General features: G+C 26.2%; 22 protein-coding genes. 6 read left to right on the top strand and 16 right to left on the bottom strand.

Features of this window, described 5'->3' with window-relative positions:
• Positions 1-77 precede the first annotated feature (77 nt).
• From ACFEL5_RS06970 to ACFEL5_RS06945, 6 genes are all read right to left on the bottom strand, one after another.
• Positions 78-884, bottom strand: coding sequence for an IS30 family transposase (locus ACFEL5_RS06970; protein WP_375315319.1), 807 nt, complete (start codon positions 882-884; stop codon positions 78-80).
• A 188-nt stretch (positions 885-1,072) separates the two neighbouring features.
• Positions 1,073-3,481, bottom strand: coding sequence for an extracellular solute-binding protein (locus ACFEL5_RS06965; RefSeq protein WP_375315318.1), 2,409 nt, complete (start codon positions 3,479-3,481; stop codon positions 1,073-1,075).
• Positions 3,474-4,430 carry a spermidine/putrescine ABC transporter permease gene (gene potB / locus ACFEL5_RS06960; RefSeq protein WP_342277422.1) on the bottom strand — a complete coding sequence of 319 codons (957 nt, stop codon included), beginning with the start codon at positions 4,428-4,430 and terminating at the stop codon, positions 3,474-3,476. Before potB ends, ACFEL5_RS06965 begins: the two co-directional genes overlap by 8 nt.
• Position 4,431: 1 nt before the next feature.
• Complete coding sequence (gene potA / locus ACFEL5_RS06955) at positions 4,432-5,481, bottom strand: spermidine/putrescine ABC transporter ATP-binding protein (protein WP_215827083.1); 1,050 nt, start codon at positions 5,479-5,481, stop codon at positions 4,432-4,434.
• 47 nt (positions 5,482-5,528) lie between these two features.
• Positions 5,529-6,068, bottom strand: coding sequence for a helix-turn-helix domain-containing protein (locus ACFEL5_RS06950; protein WP_338968031.1), 540 nt, complete (start codon positions 6,066-6,068; stop codon positions 5,529-5,531).
• A 198-nt stretch (positions 6,069-6,266) separates the two neighbouring features.
• A complete protein-coding gene (locus ACFEL5_RS06945) occupies positions 6,267-6,938 on the bottom strand; it encodes an ankyrin repeat domain-containing protein (protein ID WP_375315317.1) in 672 nt (223 codons plus the stop codon).
• Positions 6,939-7,062: 124 nt separating this feature from the next.
• On the opposite strand from ACFEL5_RS06945, the gene ACFEL5_RS06940 reads away from it, so the two are divergent.
• The 5 genes from ACFEL5_RS06940 (at position 7,063) to ACFEL5_RS06920 (ending at position 9,650) form a co-directional block, all read left to right on the top strand.
• Positions 7,063-7,455 (top strand): transposase family protein, encoded by a 393-nt coding sequence (locus tag ACFEL5_RS06940; protein WP_375315019.1) that lies wholly within the window; start codon positions 7,063-7,065, stop codon positions 7,453-7,455.
• A gap of 2 nt (positions 7,456-7,457) precedes the next feature.
• Positions 7,458-7,880 (top strand): transposase family protein, encoded by a 423-nt coding sequence (locus ACFEL5_RS06935; RefSeq protein ID WP_342224593.1) that lies wholly within the window; start codon positions 7,458-7,460, stop codon positions 7,878-7,880.
• 215 nt (positions 7,881-8,095) lie between these two features.
• The gene (locus ACFEL5_RS06930; RefSeq protein WP_375315316.1) at positions 8,096-8,287 is read left to right on the top strand and encodes a hypothetical protein; all 192 of its coding nucleotides are present in this window, start codon (positions 8,096-8,098) and stop codon (positions 8,285-8,287) included.
• Positions 8,288-8,342: 55 nt separating this feature from the next.
• On the top strand, positions 8,343-8,615 hold the full coding sequence (locus tag ACFEL5_RS06925; RefSeq protein WP_375315315.1) for a hypothetical protein: 273 nt from the start codon (positions 8,343-8,345) through the stop codon (positions 8,613-8,615).
• Positions 8,616-8,705: 90 nt separating this feature from the next.
• Positions 8,706-9,650: an IS30 family transposase gene (locus tag ACFEL5_RS06920; RefSeq protein WP_338966716.1), complete on the top strand. Its 945-nt coding sequence runs from the start codon at positions 8,706-8,708 to the stop codon at positions 9,648-9,650.
• A gap of 28 nt (positions 9,651-9,678) precedes the next feature.
• On the opposite strand, the gene ACFEL5_RS06915 is transcribed toward ACFEL5_RS06920, so the two are convergent.
• The 5 genes from ACFEL5_RS06915 to ACFEL5_RS06895 form a co-directional block, all read right to left on the bottom strand.
• Positions 9,679-9,915, bottom strand: a complete 237-nt coding sequence (locus tag ACFEL5_RS06915) for a hypothetical protein (RefSeq protein WP_338967750.1) — start codon at positions 9,913-9,915, stop codon at positions 9,679-9,681.
• 15 nt (positions 9,916-9,930) lie between these two features.
• The gene (locus tag ACFEL5_RS06910) at positions 9,931-10,161 is read right to left on the bottom strand and encodes a hypothetical protein (protein ID WP_338967749.1); all 231 of its coding nucleotides are present in this window, start codon (positions 10,159-10,161) and stop codon (positions 9,931-9,933) included.
• A 164-nt stretch (positions 10,162-10,325) separates the two neighbouring features.
• Entirely contained in the window at positions 10,326-10,538 is a 213-nt protein-coding gene (locus tag ACFEL5_RS06905; protein ID WP_215826178.1) for a hypothetical protein, read from the bottom strand.
• A 73-nt stretch (positions 10,539-10,611) separates the two neighbouring features.
• Positions 10,612-11,454 carry a rolling circle replication-associated protein gene (locus ACFEL5_RS06900; RefSeq protein ID WP_375315238.1) on the bottom strand — a complete coding sequence of 281 codons (843 nt, stop codon included), beginning with the start codon at positions 11,452-11,454 and terminating at the stop codon, positions 10,612-10,614.
• Positions 11,455-11,586: 132 nt separating this feature from the next.
• Entirely contained in the window at positions 11,587-11,886 is a 300-nt protein-coding gene (locus tag ACFEL5_RS06895; RefSeq protein WP_338966992.1) for a hypothetical protein, read from the bottom strand.
• A gap of 538 nt (positions 11,887-12,424) precedes the next feature.
• Here ACFEL5_RS06895 and ACFEL5_RS06890 point away from each other — a divergent pair.
• Positions 12,425-13,681: a hypothetical protein gene (locus ACFEL5_RS06890; RefSeq protein WP_375315314.1), complete on the top strand. Its 1,257-nt coding sequence runs from the start codon at positions 12,425-12,427 to the stop codon at positions 13,679-13,681.
• 248 nt (positions 13,682-13,929) lie between these two features.
• Here ACFEL5_RS06890 and ACFEL5_RS06885 read toward each other — a convergent pair whose 3' ends face one another.
• The 5 genes from ACFEL5_RS06885 to ACFEL5_RS06865 all read right to left on the bottom strand — a co-directional run bounded on the left by ACFEL5_RS06885 (position 13,930) and on the right by ACFEL5_RS06865 (position 17,828).
• Positions 13,930-14,685 carry a DDE-type integrase/transposase/recombinase gene (locus tag ACFEL5_RS06885; RefSeq protein ID WP_375315313.1) on the bottom strand — a complete coding sequence of 252 codons (756 nt, stop codon included), beginning with the start codon at positions 14,683-14,685 and terminating at the stop codon, positions 13,930-13,932.
• 211 nt (positions 14,686-14,896) lie between these two features.
• Positions 14,897-15,058 carry a hypothetical protein gene (locus ACFEL5_RS06880; RefSeq protein ID WP_375315312.1) on the bottom strand — a complete coding sequence of 54 codons (162 nt, stop codon included), beginning with the start codon at positions 15,056-15,058 and terminating at the stop codon, positions 14,897-14,899.
• Between the two features lie 67 nt (positions 15,059-15,125).
• A complete protein-coding gene (locus ACFEL5_RS06875; RefSeq protein ID WP_375315311.1) occupies positions 15,126-15,536 on the bottom strand; it encodes a hypothetical protein in 411 nt (136 codons plus the stop codon).
• Between the two features lie 56 nt (positions 15,537-15,592).
• On the bottom strand, positions 15,593-17,452 hold the full coding sequence (locus ACFEL5_RS06870; RefSeq protein WP_375315310.1) for a hypothetical protein: 1,860 nt from the start codon (positions 17,450-17,452) through the stop codon (positions 15,593-15,595).
• Entirely contained in the window at positions 17,445-17,828 is a 384-nt protein-coding gene (locus tag ACFEL5_RS06865) for a hypothetical protein (protein ID WP_375315309.1), read from the bottom strand. Before ACFEL5_RS06865 ends, ACFEL5_RS06870 begins: the two co-directional genes overlap by 8 nt.
• Positions 17,829-17,832: the final 4 nt, after the last annotated feature.

Below are 17,832 nucleotides of genomic sequence, written 5' to 3'. Positions count from 1 at the left end.
AAATTTACTTTTTCTAAAATAAACTTAGCATCATGAAATTTTTATATGAAATCTTTTGCAATTTTATTTACTTGCACTTACAAGTATAATTCAGCAGTATTTTCATTAGTACCTCTTTGTCAAGGTGAATATGCATCAGCAAAATAAATTTTCACATTTAAATTTTTTTCAAGTTGTTGTCAATTAGCAAATTCTTTACCCCTATCAAATGTTATAGTCTTAACAAGATTATTTGGAAGAATTGATAAATAATGACTAATATTTTTGTTAATAACTTTAGTAGTTCTATTTTCAACTAATATTGCTAAAGTAAATCTTGATGTTCTTTCAACTAAAGTTATTAAACATGATTTACTTTTACCTCGTGATGATACTACAGTATCACCTTCTCAATGGCCAAGAGTTATGCGATTATTAACATTTCGTTCTTTAATGGATTTACCATTAAATTTACCCCGATTTTCTTGAGATTTTCGTTTCTTACCTTTTCTTCTTAAATTTTTACTAGTAACCTTTTCAAGTAATCCAGAATAAATTCAATTGTAAATTGTTTTAAAACTAATAATTCATTCTTGATGAAAATTTTTAATTCTGCCATAAATTTGTTCAGGCGATCAACCTAATAATAATTTTTGTTGTACATATTTTACTAATTCTCTATTTTTAAATTTATGAAAATAAACATGTAATTGTTTTCTATTTTCTGCTTTATTTTGTGCAATTAATGAAAAATAATGATTATTATCTTTATTTCTATTAACTTCTCGATTAATAGTACTAATACTTCGATTAAGATTTTTAGCTATTTCACTAATTTTTACTTTAAATTTCAATTGATTCTCAATATAAATTCTTTCATCTATGCCAAGATGTTTGTATCCCATATAAAAACTCCTTAAATTTACTTTTTCTAAAATAAACTTAGCATCATGAAATTTTTATATGAAATCTTTTGCAATTTTATTTACTTGCACTTACAAGTATAATTCAGCACTTTGAAATTTAATTAATAAGCTATTTTAAAAAAATAAATAAAGGAATGACAAATTTGTTAATTGTCATTCCTGATAATCTAATAACCACCTAAACCAGCACTTATTACCCGTGTATAGGAATCAGTAATTTCCTTAATAAATTTATTTTGAAAACCAGCATCAGCAGTTTGAATATCAGTAACTCACTGACCATTAATAAAATTAGCAACTGGTAAATAAATACTAGCAACAGATTTATACTCATCATTAACAATATCTTGTGTATCTTTAAACAAAGGCGTATTATAACCAAATTCTAATGATAACTCTGTTTGTACTTTATCTTGTAAAACAAATTGTAAAAACTTATATGCTAAATCCTTATTAGAACTATGTTTAGTAATCATCGCCACATCAGCTCAAACATTTGTTCCTTGCGGTGTTAAAACATCTAGATTAGATATTCCTGTTGTCGAATCAATCTTTGGAATTGCTTTTCGTGGTCGCACACTTTTAAAATTACGATCACGAATATTTTGATTTTTATCATAAAACGAAGCAACAGCATCACCATTATACATTACGGCAATATCAAATAAACGACTAGACTCCGGATCATATGGTGCTGAAAGACTATTAACAATTTCATCACTTTGTAAAGTAACATTATTCTTGTAATCAACAATTAATTCTTTTAATAATTTTGTTGCAAATTCAACATCTTCTTTTCTTTCAGGATTAACTGTTTGATTAATTCTTTGAAATGCTAAACCATATAAACTACGAAAATCACTTAATGCAAAAACATTTTTACCTTCTCGGGCAGCTTGTCATATTAATTCTCATGATACTGTTGTCGGATTTAAATATTCCTCTTTTTTTTCATCATTAGTAGTTAAAATTTCAACACCTTTTTCAATTAATCAATTTTTAGTTTCTGGTTTTTCAAAGTTCAATAATATTGTTAAATCACCTCAAAAATAAGGAACAGCATAATCACTTAATAATCCCTTTTCTGTTTTATAACCAGCAGCAGAAATTACTTTTTTAATACCACAATCAAGATAAGTTCATAAACTATCTACTGGCTTGGTACCATCTAAATCTGAACAACTATTCCCACTAGAAACTTGATCATTACCAATTGGCATTAAGCGACTTCAATCCAATTTTTCAACCTTATTTTCAGCAATAAGTCTTGAAGCCATATAATCAGAAGGAACAATAACATCATAATCAGTAGTAAACATCTTATTATATAAAACTTCATTCTTATCATAAGTTTCTACTTTCATCTTAATGTTATGTGCCATTTCAAATCTTTCCACAACCGAACTATTAATATATTCTCCTCAAATTCCTAATTTAAAATCATAAAGATTATTTTGCACATAAACAAATGTTAAAGCTCCTAATGAGGTAAAACTTAATGCCACAATAATAATTGCTCGCCAAGGTCAACGAACTAATCAATAATATTTCTCTCTTCTTTTCTCACTAATTCGTTCTTGTCGTTTATCGCGACGAATAATTTGTGCTTTTTTTGATTTAATTCATAACTTTTCTTTATCTACTTTAATTTCTAAATGAAAAATTTTTCGTTTTAATTTTAAAATATTAAGATTTTTTACAAGATTAAGATTATTTAACTGCAAATATAACTGCAATAGTTTTCTTTCACTATTAATAATAATTTTAGCCCGATATTTTTCTGTTAAAATTTTATGATTTCGTGACTTAATCTGCGTACTAATAATGGTATAACAATTTCAACTTAAAACTAAAATCGCCACAATTGAAATTAATATTGTGCCAAAAGCATTAACAACCGGCGTTAGTCGTTTTAAAGTATAAATATATGTAGCAACATTAGTTACATTGCCACCTGTGAAATAAGAAATAATAAAATCATCAAACGACATCGCAAAAGAAATAACACTAGCAGCAACAATAGCGGGTCAAATTAAAGGTAAAATAACTTTTCTTAAAGTATATCTCGGACTAGCACCTAAATCCAATGATGCTTCAATAATTGATGGGTGAACTCTTCTTAATCGTGGTAAAACCGTAATAATTACATAAGGAATATTAAAAGAAATATGTCCTAAAATTAAACTAAAAAGACCAAAGTTAAAACCTAAAGCCATAAATAACATCATTAACGATACCGCAGTAACAACATCAGCATTAATTAAAGGAATATTAGAAATATTTAATGTTAACGATTGCGTTACTTTTTTAGCTTTACTAATACCAATGGCAGCTAAAGTTCCAATAATAACTGAAACAATTGTTGCAATAACCGCTACTAACAAACTAGAAATAATTGATTCAAGAAACAACCGATCTTGAAAAAACTTTTCATATCAAGTTAACGAAAAATTACCATTAAAATGTGTTAAACTTCGCTCATCATTAAAAGAATAAAAAATTAAAATACTAATGGGCACATAAATAAATAATAATACTAAAAGTAAATAAGAACTTTTAAAGATTTTTTTAATCATTATTTCGTCCTACCTTACCATAAATTCTTTTTCCTAATAAGCGCAACACAATAACTAATAATAAAATTATAAATCCTAAAAATACTGAAATTGCAGCTGCTAAACCAAAATTAGCACCTTGAAAAAAATATGCTTCAATAATAGAAGATATTAAAGTAATTTTTTCTTGTCCCATATACTTAACAACAATTAAACTTGTTGCCGCTTGTAATAACATAAAAATAATTCCGGTAATAATTCCTGGCATTGAATAACGAAAAGTAATTCTTCAAAATGTTTGATAAGGACTAGCACCTAAATCTTTGCTCGCTTCAATTCAACTACGATCCATTTTATCCAAACTATTAAATATAGGAATAATAACAAAAGGAATAAACATATAAATCATTCCAATAACGATTGCTATTGGTGTTCCTAGTAAATGCACATTAGTTATTCTTTCAATTAAATCAAACATTGTTTTTAAACCAATAGTTTTTACTAACATATTAATTCAAATTGGTAATGTTACTAATATTCAAATATTTTTTGATACTAATTTTGACTTTGAAAAAGCCATTAAATATGCTACGGGATAACCAATAAGAATGGCAAAAAATGTCGCAACAGTTGCATATAATAATGAACGACCTAATGATGCTAAAAATGATTGCTCATAAAAAAAACTTTTAAAATTATTTATTGTAAAATCAAAAATTAAAACATCATTAGTAGGACTAATTAGCGAATATAGTAAGAGAATAAAAAGTGGTGCAACAATCAATAATATCATTAAAATAACATAAGGAATCATTAATGGCACTCAACTATTATTACTTTTTTTAATAAAACGATTTTCCTTAATATTTTGTAAATTCTTTTTAAAATTTTCTCGTAGTCATTGAAACCGAATTTTGACATTATATGTTATCCGACTAAAAAAGTTATTTTTATCTTTATCTTTTTTCACCTTATTCAACCTCTTTTCACATTACATGAATGTCTTCTACTGACCACCTAACACCAACTTTTTTACCAACAATAACTGTATCTGTTGAATGCACCAAAAAATTTCGTTTTCGCGTTGCAATAACAATTTCTCAATAAACACCTTTAAAAGTTACACTCTTAACGGTACCACGAAAATATCCACTCTTTTCACCAACAATATCAATATCTTCCGGACGAATTACAATATCAATATTAGTTTCATTAGTACCATATCCTTTATCTAAACAACGAAAATCACGACCATCAAAATGAACTAAATTATCGTGAACAAATACTGCATTCTCAATAATATTTGATGCCCCAACAAATTTAGCTGTTCATTTATTTTCTGGTTCATTATAAATATTTTCTGGACTTCCTACTTGTTGAATTTGTCCTTCATTCATCACAACAATCCGATCAGACATTGTAAATGCTTCTTCTTGATCATGCGTTACTAAAATAAAAGTAATATCTAAATCATTTTGTAATCGTTTTAATTCTAACTGCATTTGTTGTCTTAATTTTAAATCTAAAGCTGCTAATGGTTCATCTAATAATAAAACTTTAGGTTTATTAACTAATGCTCTTGCAATTGCTACGCGTTGCTTTTGACCACCAGATAATTCATCAATATCCTTATCTTGAAAACCAACTAAATTAACTAATTCCAATGCTTCTAAAACTGCCTTTTTAATAACATCAATTTTTAATTTTTTAATTTTTAAACCATACGCAACATTTTCATAAACATTTAAATGCGGAAACAACGCATAATTTTGAAAAATTGTATTAATTTTGCGTTTATGAATTGGCACCCGAAGCATATTCTGACTTTCAAAAAGAATTTCACCACTATTAGGGTCATCAAAACCACCAATAATTCTTAAAGTAGTAGTTTTTCCACAACCACTCGGTCCCAATAAAGTAATAAATTCACCAGCTTTAATATTTAAACTAATTCCCTTTAAAACCACTTCACCAGAAAAATCTTTCGTAATATTTCGTAATTCTAAAATATTAGGTTTAATTACTGTATCAATCATTTTTTCATCACTCCTAAATAGTAAATATCTTTTTAAAACCTTGGTGGTGTTGTAATTCAAAGAACTTTACTGTCACCATTTAACATATTATTTTTTAAATAATGTTCTTCATTAACTTCTAAATGAAAAGCATCGCCCGCATTGGCAGTAATCTGTTTATTACCAACAATGACAACAACCCGACCAGTCAAAACTAATCCAAACACTTCCCCAATAAAAGGATTAACTTTTGGTGAACTTTTTCCTGCTTTTAATGTTATTAAAATTGGTTCCATATTATGAGCTTGACTCGTAGCAATAAGTCACTTAATATGATAATCCGTTTCTTCTAAAATTGACATCGCATCACTAGAAAATACATAACTTTTATTTTTTTCATCATCTTTAAAAAAATCACTTAAAGAACAATTCAATACCGAAATAATGTCTTGTAATGTTTCAATACTTGGTGATGTTAAATCTCGTTCCAATTGACTAATAAACCCCTTAGTTAATTCACATCGTTGTGCTAATTCATCAATTGTTAAATCTTGTTTTAACCGTAATGCTTTAATTTTCTTACCAATATCCATAAAACACCACCATTCTTTGTTTAGTATTAGTAAACATTAAGTTTAATTACAAAACGATTATATACGATTTTATCGTGATGTCAATTAAATTAACAAAGAAAAACTAAGAATTTTTAGATAATTCTTAGTTTATTTTTATTTATTTTAAATGATTAAAATCACTGTAAATATTTCTACAAATCGCAATTTTCTTATTTCCTAATAATCAGCAAACTGCTTTAGTTGCAATGAATCAATTCCAATATTAGCACCATTATCCAGCAAGAATTTAATGAATTCAATGTCACGATTTCATAATGCATAATAAAGTGGTGTCTTACCATCATTACCTTTAATATTAACATCAGCACCCCTAGCAATTAAAAATTTCATAACCTCAATGTTTTTTGCTTGATTTATTCCATAAAAAAATGGTGTATAACCCTCATTACTTTGGATATTAATATTAGCCCCCCTAGCAAGCAACAACTCAGTGATTGGAATATTCATAAGCTCTATTGCCCCAAAAATTGGCGACTCATCATCATCATTTTGAATATTTACATCCGCATCCCGATCCAACAACAATTCCACAACAGCAATATTTTCCTGTAATACTGCATAATGAAGTGGCGACTCATCAAGACTATTTTTAATATTAACATCCGCACCTCAATCCAGCAACAATTCAATAATCGCCATTGATTGATTTTTTACAGCTCAAAAAAGTGGCGACTCGCCTTTATGATTTTTCATATTAATATTAGTACCATTATTAAGCAATAATTGAATTGCTTCAATATTTTTTCTTAGTACTTCAATATGAAGTAGCGTATTACCATAGTTATTTCAAAAATTACTATTTAACCCATAATTAATTAATATTTTCAATACCGGCAATGATTTATTAAATTCAATTTCTCGAAAACGATTTTCAATCGCTTCATTAGACTTGGTACATAACCTTTAATTTTATCTACTATTTTGATAATATTATTTACTAGGTGAAGTACAAATGTTAGATAAATACAAAGACGAAAATGAATTTTATAGTCTAATAGGCATAAAATATAAAACTTTCATGAAAATGGTAGAAATTTTAAAAGAAGCTAAAGCTAAACAAAAACAAATTGGTGGTAGACCAAATAAATTATCAATAGAGCAAAGATTACTTATGACTTTAGAATACTGAAAAGAATATAGTACATATCGTATTATTGCAAAAAAATATAATATTAGTCATGTTAGTTGTATTCGTAATATCTTTTGAGTTGAAAATACTCTAATAAAAAATAGTCACTTTCATATACCTGGCAAAAAGATATTATTGGAACATAAAGTTACTAATAATAATTTATTAGCAATTGATGCTACAGAAATTCCAATTGAAAGAATTAAAAAAAACTAAAATTATTATTTTCTGGTAAGAAAAGGCAACATTCATTAAAATCGCAAATAATTATTGATTTATTTAACAATAAAATTATTTCAGTAGATTTTTGTTATGGCAGTATTCATGATTATAAGTTATTTTTAAAATCAAATACACTTATAAATCCAAAATTAGAATTAATTGCCGATTCAGGCTATCAAGGTTTGCAAAATGTTCATAAAAATACATTATTGCCAATTAAAAAGAGTAAAAATAATCCCTTAAATCCAGATAAAAAGGAATATAATAGCTTTTTAAGTAAAGTTAGAATTGCCATTGAACATGTTTTTGCTAGATTAAAAAGATTTAAAATACTAGTTTATCGTTATCGCAATAAGATTAGAAGATTTGGATTACGATTTAACTTAATTTCAGGAATATATAATTTTGAATTAAGCTAGTTATAGTTATGTACCAAGTCTACTATATAAAAAGCAAAACGAAAGCACTGAATATCATTATTCTTTATACGATTTTAATATTTTGAATTCAACAGCTTTTATCCGCGGTGGAATAAGTGGGTATAGTATGGAATGATTTAATCCCCACGCCTAATTGTTCTTATTGGGGCTTATTTAGTGCAATATCTTGTGGCATTCAGCACGCTTCTGTTAGTATGTTGAACTGATTACTTGGTCTTTCTGGGATTAATCTTTTAATTCGACCCCTTGCCGATATTGCCAAGACAACGATTAATTTTACCAAAACTGCCTTTCCGGTGTTTGAAGTTGTTCCGGCGTTTAAATATCTTTTTGAGTTTTTAGTTCCCCTAGCAATTTTATTAATAATAATTAAAAAGTTCTCTTAAATATTTCCAATATTTTTATATAAAATATAATTCCTTTGAAAGGAGGATTTTTGTTATGTGAAAATTTTTATCAGCTTTAAATTTAGTATGTGTAATGTTTATTTCTGGATGTAGTAAAAATAACAGCGATTTAAAAAAATATGATTTAGAGTTTTCTAATATTTATAATAGTTTTTTAATTCCTAGCAAAATTGGCGGTGGAACTAAAATTAAATTTCAAGATAACATAGATTTACCACTTGAAATTAAAAAAACTCGCATTTTTAGTTTATCTCTGGGTAATAAAAATAAAGATTGAATTAATTTTTATGCTGAATTATACTTGTAAGTGCAAGTAAATAAAATTGCAAAAGATTTCATATAAAAATTTCATGATGCTAAGTTTATTTTAGAAAAAGTAAATTTAAGGAGTTTTTATATGGGATACAAACATCTTGGCATAGATGAAAGAATTTATATTGAGAATCAATTGAAATTTAAAGTAAAAATTAGTGAAATAGCTAAAAATCTTAATCGAAGTATTAGTACTATTAATCGAGAAGTTAATAGAAATAAAGATAATAATCATTATTTTTCATTAATTGCACAAAATAAAGCAGAAAATAGAAAACAATTACATGTTTATTTTCATAAATTTAAAAATAGAGAATTAGTAAAATATGTACAACAAAAATTATTATTAGGTTGATCGCCTGAACAAATTTATGGCAGAATTAAAAATTTTCATCAAGAATGAATTATTAGTTTTAAAACAATTTACAATTGAATTTATTCTGGATTACTTGAAAAAGTTACTAGTAAAAATTTAAGAAGAAAAGGTAAGAAACGAAAATCTCAAGAAAATCGGGGTAAATTTAATGGTAAATCCATTAAAGAACGAAATGTTAATAATCGCATAACTCTTGGCCATTGAGAAGGTGATACTGTAGTATCATCACGAGGTAAAAGTAAATCATGTTTAATAACTTTAGTTGAAAGAACATCAAGATTTACTTTAGCAATATTAGTTGAAAATAGAACTACTAAAGTTATTAACAAAAATATTAGTCATTATTTATCAATTCTTCCAAATAATCTTGTTAAGACTATAACATTTGATAGGGGTAAAGAATTCGCTAATTGACAACAACTTGAAAAAAATTTAAATGTGAAAATTTATTTTGCTGATGCATATTCACCTTGACAAAGAGGTACTAATGAAAATACTAATGGTTTAATTAGAGAAAAATTTCCTAAAAAATTTAATTTTTCAAACACTACTAAAAATGCAGTTCATAAATTTATATTGTCTTTAAACCAAAGACCAAGAAAAATACTAAATTATCTTTCGCCAATCGAATATTTGGTTAGAAAAATAATTTAGTTGCACTTAACTTTACAATTTGGCATTACTATCTGCCGGGCATTAATTTTTCAAACATTTTGAAAGCGATTAAAAATAAACCAATAATCACGCCAAGCAAGAAAACTCAATATGTAGCAAAAAAATTAACGACATTTGGCATATTGCCACCAATAATATCAGTTCAAATATTACCGAACGCTGTAATTAATGCTTTTCATAAGTTAGTAACCGCTTGTTCACCAGTAATTTTTGCTGGTGCATCGGCCAAGAAAGTTCCAATCATATAATCACCCCCTTTCTAAACAAAATATGATTTAACCTTATAAAATAAAATAACCATAAATAAGATAATGAATACTAATACCATTCAAAAGGCAATATTGGCTATTAAAAGTCAAAGTAGTTCTTTGGTTAAATCAATTTCTTTACCAGAAACTCACGCCGGAATAACTTTAATTTGAATAAATAAATCTCAAAAATATGATTTTATCATTTCTCAATCTAAATCTTTTCAAGCAACTAAAAACATAATAATTACCGCTTAAAAGGTCAAAAGAGTAGAAAAATAATTGCCGAGAAGAGCATTACAATTATTAAAATTGAAAACAAAAATACAACTTGGGGTGGTAAATCGGCAGTTGGATAAATTAGTTCAATTAACTCAATAATTATTTTTTTAAACATTTTCTAAACCTACTTTTTAATTTCTTTTTCATCTTGTTCTAATAAATTTCGCTTAAACTTTGCAATAAATATTCGTTGTGCATAAGTAAAATCTTTTGGCAACTGCTTTGCTTCGCTACCATATTTCTTTTTATCTTTAAAAAACCGATAAATATTAACCGCAATATAGTATGCTAGTAATAATGTTAAAATCGTAAAAAATACTAATCCAAATATACTCATCTTTCTTTTCTCCTTAATTTTTTAATTTTTAATTCTTATTTTAAATTGCAATTTTTCTTTCATTTTTTAACTCTTAATGTTTCATTTTTCTTAGTTGATTTCTAAATCTTAAACTTTCTAATGAAGCATAATTTGCACTTTCAAAGTCTATATAATTAATATTTTTAAATTCATAGATTGCTCCGCACATTTTAGTTTTAAAATTATTAACTGTTGATTTTAAGTACTTTACAAATTCAGAATTTACGGTTCGATTAACAATATTATTCAAAGTGTCGGTAAATACTTGTTTTCTAGTAATAGGGTTTTGACAGTTATATGAGAATTGATAAGCCTTGATATTTAAGTCATACTGGTTTAATGATTTTTCGTTCAGGACATTTTTAGTTATATATTTGGAGCAATATTTTACAACCATTTCATTAGTATTTTCACGAACTCTAATATTTTTATTAATTCCATAAGGTCAAAATTGTAAAATAATTTTATGGGGTATTTTTTCGGTGATTAAAATATGAAAATGAATAACGCCTCGTTTCTGATATTCATAGGTATACAAATACTTAATATTTTTATTTTTAACTTTAAATCAATATTTTAATTTTTTTAAAAATTTATTTAAATCACGCTTACATTTTCTAATGTCAAATTCATTAACATCAGCATAAGTAAGAGTTAAAAATGTAAGTTTTTTACAATCTCAAAAATTATGATATGCCTTCCGAATAACATTAGATTTTGCACGAATATTACTATTAAGCAGTTTTGTATCGCAATTACCCTTATTTTTTAAACCGCTAACATTGCGGTTATTTGCTTTGATATGTTCTAAAGGCATAACAATATTACGAATGTATTGACCGTAATAAATAGTTTTCATATAAAAATCAATCGGATTTTGAAGTTGTAAATTCATATTTTATGCTCCCGTTTTAGATTTTCGCCAGTTGTGTTATTTAATCAAGTAATAGTCGGCTTCGCCGACTAACCCGCTAGCGGGCGGGGCATACGCCTTCCGCACCGCTTCGCAGACCGAAGTGATTATCAATTAACTGGACAAGTTTTTTTGATTTTTTGATAATTCAATTTTTTGCAAGTTAACTATTTTGGGGGTTTTTTCAAAAGTTAATTCGCAACTAAAAAATGATTTAACGTTTTCTTTTAACAGTTTATAAATTTCTTGTTGTTCTAGATTGTTATCATCAATTCATAAAGCCTTTTGTTCGCCGGTAGGCTCAAATAAGTCATTTTCATAACGCAAAAATTCGGCAGAATAACCTGACATCATAGAGCCATCTTTATTTTTAAATATTTTTCTTTTTATACTAACTAATTTAACTTTAAACATTATTATCTAAATTCCTTTTACTTTTATTTTTTAAAATTTTTTTAATATGATTAATAAATTTTTTCTCACAAGCAACATGCAAATATCGTTTATCACTAAATAGATGTAAACACCAGCGACATATTTTATAATTTATCTTTCCTTTCAAAATTTAAAAACCCTTTTCATCGCAAGAATTACAGATTCCAACTGTATTTTTATTACCAATGACATAGCTTTCGCTGTCGCATTCAATACAAAATATTACTGCCAAAAGAAAACACCCCCTAAAAGTTTGTAGAAAACAAAATCTTGTCATATGTATATGGTTTCTACATAAAATTTTAAAATATGTAATATACCACAGACTTATGACAAGTACAAGTGGTTTTTTTAAAAAGGGATGAAAAATTATGAAATAATGCAGAAAATTTTTAAAATTAGTTTATAATTAAATTCCAAGATAAAGAAATTACAGATTAATTTTTTGGAGAAAGGTTTTTGATTATTTGGTTAATTTTATTAATTAGTAAAAATTCACGAAAGGAAGTTAATTAATATGAAAAAATTATTAGGGATCTTAGGAACAATAACAATAACGGGAAGCGGAATGTCAGGTATTGTTGGCAATGCCCCAGCTCCAGCAAAAAACGGAATTAATTATTTACAAACAAATAATTCAGAAAAATTAAATAGAAATAAAAGAGCCTTAGAAAACGACAAAATTGATGTATCTTGAGATGATTATTTTCTTGGTTTTAGACCAAATCTATGAGAAGAAATTAAAATAAACTATAATTATTATTCTAATTTATCTAATTTTCAAGAATGATTTAAAAATAGAATGAATGCTGGGGTTTGACAAGATCATAGAATTGATGGAGTTGATTGAGTTTTAAAAGGTATTGCAAAAAATATTTGAAATAATTGATCTATATATAATAATCTTTGAGAAAATAGTAGTAAAAGAGGAAATATTTGAATTAAAATAGCTCGTGATAATAATTTTAGTTATAGAGAGTGTAGAATATATCATAGTGGCGAATATACCAATTGACGACTTGATAATGAACTTAATAATAATTGAAATAGAGATTTTAATAATAAAGCTGATTTAGGAATAATTGATAATGCTGAAAATGAAACAATTTGAAATGCCGTTAAAAAACAAAATCCTAATTTAGATATTTCAGAACTTAATATTTCCAATAAAACTAATTTTTCTTTTTTAAATAAAGAATTTTCTGTAAAAATTACTGTAAAAGCAAATAGCAAAAAATATCCTACTACAAAAAATGTTAAGATCAGTTTTATTAGTAAAGAATTTTTAATAAATGATTTACCAAAAATTATTGGACAAGAAAATTTAATTGAAAACTGAAATTCAAACTTTAATGAATGAAAAAACGAAATTAATCGTCAAAAAACGCAAGACATACCCAAATATGGTGATGATGAAAGAGGAAAAGCTTTAAAAAGAACTTGAAAAGGAAATCATTTAAATGAGCTTAAAAATAAATTATTATCTTTAAATCATATTTTAGAAACAATTGATAATAAATTAAAAATAAACGAATTGTATAAAACCGTTAAAGGTTTACAGAAAGATATTAATGATTTAAAACAACAAATTAGTGAATTAAATCAAGAAATAGATAAAATAAAAACTAATTTAGAAGGTAATAAAGATTTAGAAACTTGTACTAAGGTTGGGGGTCTTATTTCAGCCACTACAGGATGAATTCCGATCGTTGGAACTCTATTATCAACAGTTTCGGGAACAGTTTCAGCAATTTGTGACATAGCTAATACATAAAAAATTACTTTGTTAAAAAATTTTGTAATGTTTGAAATGGAGTTTTGGTGTTTAATGATGAATGAGGGCGTTCGAAATTATAAAAGTAATAATATTGATTTAAATAATAGACTTGGTACATAACCTTTAATTTTATCTACTATTTTGATAATTATTTTTTAGATGAAATACAAATGTTAGATAAATACAAAGACGAAAATGAATTTTATAGTTTAGTCGGCATAAAATGTTATAGTTATGTACCAAGTCTAATGTTGAAGTTCGTTTTGATTTAGTTTTTTATTATTAGCAAAAAATAATTTAGTATAATGTTGATGAAACCGTTCAATCTTTCCGTTACTCTGAGGAGAACGGATTGGTGTGGTTTCATGGACAATTCCGTTCCTCGAAAGAAAGGTTGTAAAATACCTTTCTTTTACTTTGTATGTTTTTTTATTACTTCAATTAGTAGTTGTGAATTCTGGAGCATTATCAGTGCGAAGGCGTTTAATTGTTATGCCAAGTTCGCTAAAATCTTTAATTGCTCTTTGCAAGGCATTAAGGGCATTATTAGTTCCTAAACTATCATAAACATAACCAAATACTATGCGTGTCATTTCGTCAATGAAATCATAAATATAATATTTTTTATCAACCGGAAAATTTGATGTGGTAATAATTTTAGCATCCATTTGCAAAAGACCAATCTCGGAGACTTCATAACGCTTAAAACGGCGTTTTGTTTGTTTTATTTGTTGTTTTAATTCTTTTCAACGAGGGTCAGATTTAATTCAACGATAAAAAGTTTTGATATTCTTAGGAATTTCTGAATTTTTAACATCGTGAAAACCAATTTTTAAATTGTTAAATAAAGACCACATTCCGCCAGCTTGAAGATTTTTGTAATCAAAATATAAATCACATACTTTTTTGCGATAATTTAAACTATATTGATAATTAAGATTTTGTGGTTTTGTAGTTTTAAACAATAACAAATCTAAATTGTCAGAATAATAAGCGGTCATAATTTTTTGTGCCCAACGATAAAAGGTTTTCGTTGCGTTCTTAAAATATTTTTTAATAAGTTTTGTTAAAGTAGTTTCTTCAATAGACTTGGTACATAACTATAACATTTTATGCCGACTAAACTATAAAATTCATTTTTATCTTTGTATTTATCTAACATTTGTATTTCATCTAAAAAATAATTATCAAAATAGTAGATAAAATTAAAGGTTATGTACCAAGTCTAATATAAAAATAAGTACATAAATTTAAATAGGCAGTAATGCGTTTTTTAGTTTTATAGTAATAAGGATTACGGCAATTAGCACTTAATCAACTTTGTGCTTTTGCTTTTAAATCTGCTAAGTCAGCTTGGGAAATAATATATTTCATTTTTAAACTCCTTAAATTAAGAAAACCGTATTTTTTAATACGATTTTCAAGAATGATTATTAAATTACTAATTTTTATTAGGCATTTCGGCAGAGAATAAAACTATACGATAAACACCTGAAACTTTTTTAAATAAAATTTTAACATTAACAATTTCGTCAAGCCAATAACTACGGACATCGTAAGTAGAACCATCAATCTGATAACCATTTATTTTTTTATAAACACCATTTTTGTTATAAAGATTAGTAAATTCTGAATTATAGACATAAAATTGTTTTTGTAGTGCTAGAAAATTAGGTAATAAAATATTACTTTTTGTAAAATCAAGCATATCATAATTTTTAGGGATTAAAATTAAACCACTATTTTTAACACTAGCAAACTGCAAATTATATTCTTTAAAATTATTACTATTACTACACGCAGAGATAAATATTAGCCCAACTAAATTTAAAGCTGATAAAAATTTTCACATAACAAAAAATCCTCCTTTCAAAGGAATTATATTTTATATAAAAATACTTTAAATACCTAAGAAAACTTTTTTAATATCATTAGTAAGATTGCTAAGGGCACTACAAATTCAAATAACATCTGAAACGCCGGAATAACCTCAAACACCGGAAAGGCGGTTTTGGTAAAATTAATCGTTGTTTTGGCAATATCCGCAATGGGGCGAATTAAAAGATTAATCCCCGAAAAACCAAGTAATCAATTTAACAGGCTAACAGAAGCGTGCTGAATACCACAGGATATTGCACTAAATAAACCTCAATAAGAACAGTTGGGCGTAGGAATTAAATCATCCATATTACCACTTATTCCGCCGCCAATAAAAGCCGTTGAATTCAAAATATTAAAATCATATAAAGAATAATGATATTTAGTGCTTTCATTTTTCTTTTTATATAGCGGAAAAGTTAGCGTAAAAATATTAATTCCATACATCACATCAACTTTGGCATTGTAAAAATGAAGTTTATTACTAGTAACGTTTCATAATTGGTTATCATACGCTTTTAAAACATTAAAATCTATTTGATAAGAACTTTTACCGGTGTTAAAACCATTAGCAATTTGTTTATCTTTAACAAAAAAATAGGAACGAAAAATCATATTCTTACTATTTTCTAGTGTCGAACCAAAATTAATTAAATACTGTTTGGGATAAAAAGTAATTAAGGAACGATAGAAAAATCCCATTTGTAAAACATTTTTAGGGATTTGTTGCATCCCTTTGTAATCTAATTCTACATAAGTAGAGGCATCCATATCAAAACTGGCATAAAAGAATTGTACAAAAAACTCACCTAAAACTTTATAAATTTTATCAAATAAGCCATTAATAAAATCAATAGTTAAATCTTTTTGATAATGAAGCATAAAATCTTTAAAATCTAATTTTAATTTGTCATCATAGCGTAAAAAATGGAAAGTATTACCATAATAATTAACTTGTCCAAAAAAAGTGTTGATAAAGTCTTTTCCAAAACTTGTTCGTGTTTTAACCTTTCAAAGTGACTTACCATTTTCTAAAAACTCATTAGAACCTCCATAATTAATATGTTCAGTTTTTACAGTAATAACATCACCAAAACTAGAAAAAGAAAGTTCTCTAAAAATAATTTCTTCCATCATTACAGGTAAAAGATATGAATTTTTGCGACTTAAACTAAATTTACTATTTTGTTTAAAACCATTTAATTTAATTGAAATTTCATTCATATATTTAAAATTATTGTCAAAGAAATTAAAAATGGGTACTCAATATAAATAACTATAATTAAATTTATCAAAATCTCGGCGTTGTATCATTAAATAATCAAGTTTATCTTGAAACTGGTTATACTGATATTCACCATCATGTTTAGTTATTGCTGTTGGTAATGGTTGCTCGTTATTTTTTTCGGGTAAAGGAGGCATTTCAGCAAAAAAGGAAATTATATGATAAACACCTGAAACTTTTTTAAATAAAATTTTAACATTAACAATTTCGTCAAGCCAATAACTACGGACATCGTAAGTAGAACCATCAACCCAATAACCATTTATTTTTTTATAAACACCATTTTTGTTATAAAGATTAGTAAATTCTGAATTATAGACATAAAATTGTTTTTGTGGTGCCGGAAAATTAGGTAATAAAATATTACTTTTCGTAAAATCAAGCATATCATAATTTTTAGGGATTAAAATTAAACCACTATTCTTAACATTAGCAAACTCTAATTCGCAACTTTCACCACATTGACTAGGGTTTGTAGCTCGTTTTTCTCGTTTCATAAAGAATTGTTCCATATTAGGTTTTGGTGATTGTTTTGTATCAAAGAACGCCCCTAGCGGTACCAAACCAATAAACATTATAACAAATCAAGAAATAATCTTATCCATCTCATCGCGCCTTAAAACTCTTTTTTATTGCTTTAACAGCATCAGAAAATTTATAATGTTGATGTTGCGGACATTCACAATTAGCAACTTGCATTTGATGCTTTCTAAAAACTTTATTAAAGTAATAACCCCTAATAAATAACTTAATAGCAGTTATTAACAAATAAACGATTAATAATCAAAAATACACTTTAAGAAATACATTTTGAAAATCAAACAATATAAAATCTTTAAAAAACTCATCTGTATTAGTTCTAATTCTTGTTAAAAATACTCAAATTATAACCATAACAGTATGAAATATAATAAAAAAATGCATAAAACCTAAAACGCTTTTAAATCATTTAATACTTAATATTTTCTTTAACTTTTTCATTTTT

Origin of the sequence: Spiroplasma endosymbiont of Tipula paludosa (genome assembly GCF_964264785.1) — a bacterium.
Taxonomy (GTDB): domain Bacteria; phylum Bacillota_I; class Bacilli_A; order Mycoplasmatales; family Nriv7; genus Nriv7.
This window is presented reverse-complemented; position numbering and strand designations above follow the sequence as displayed.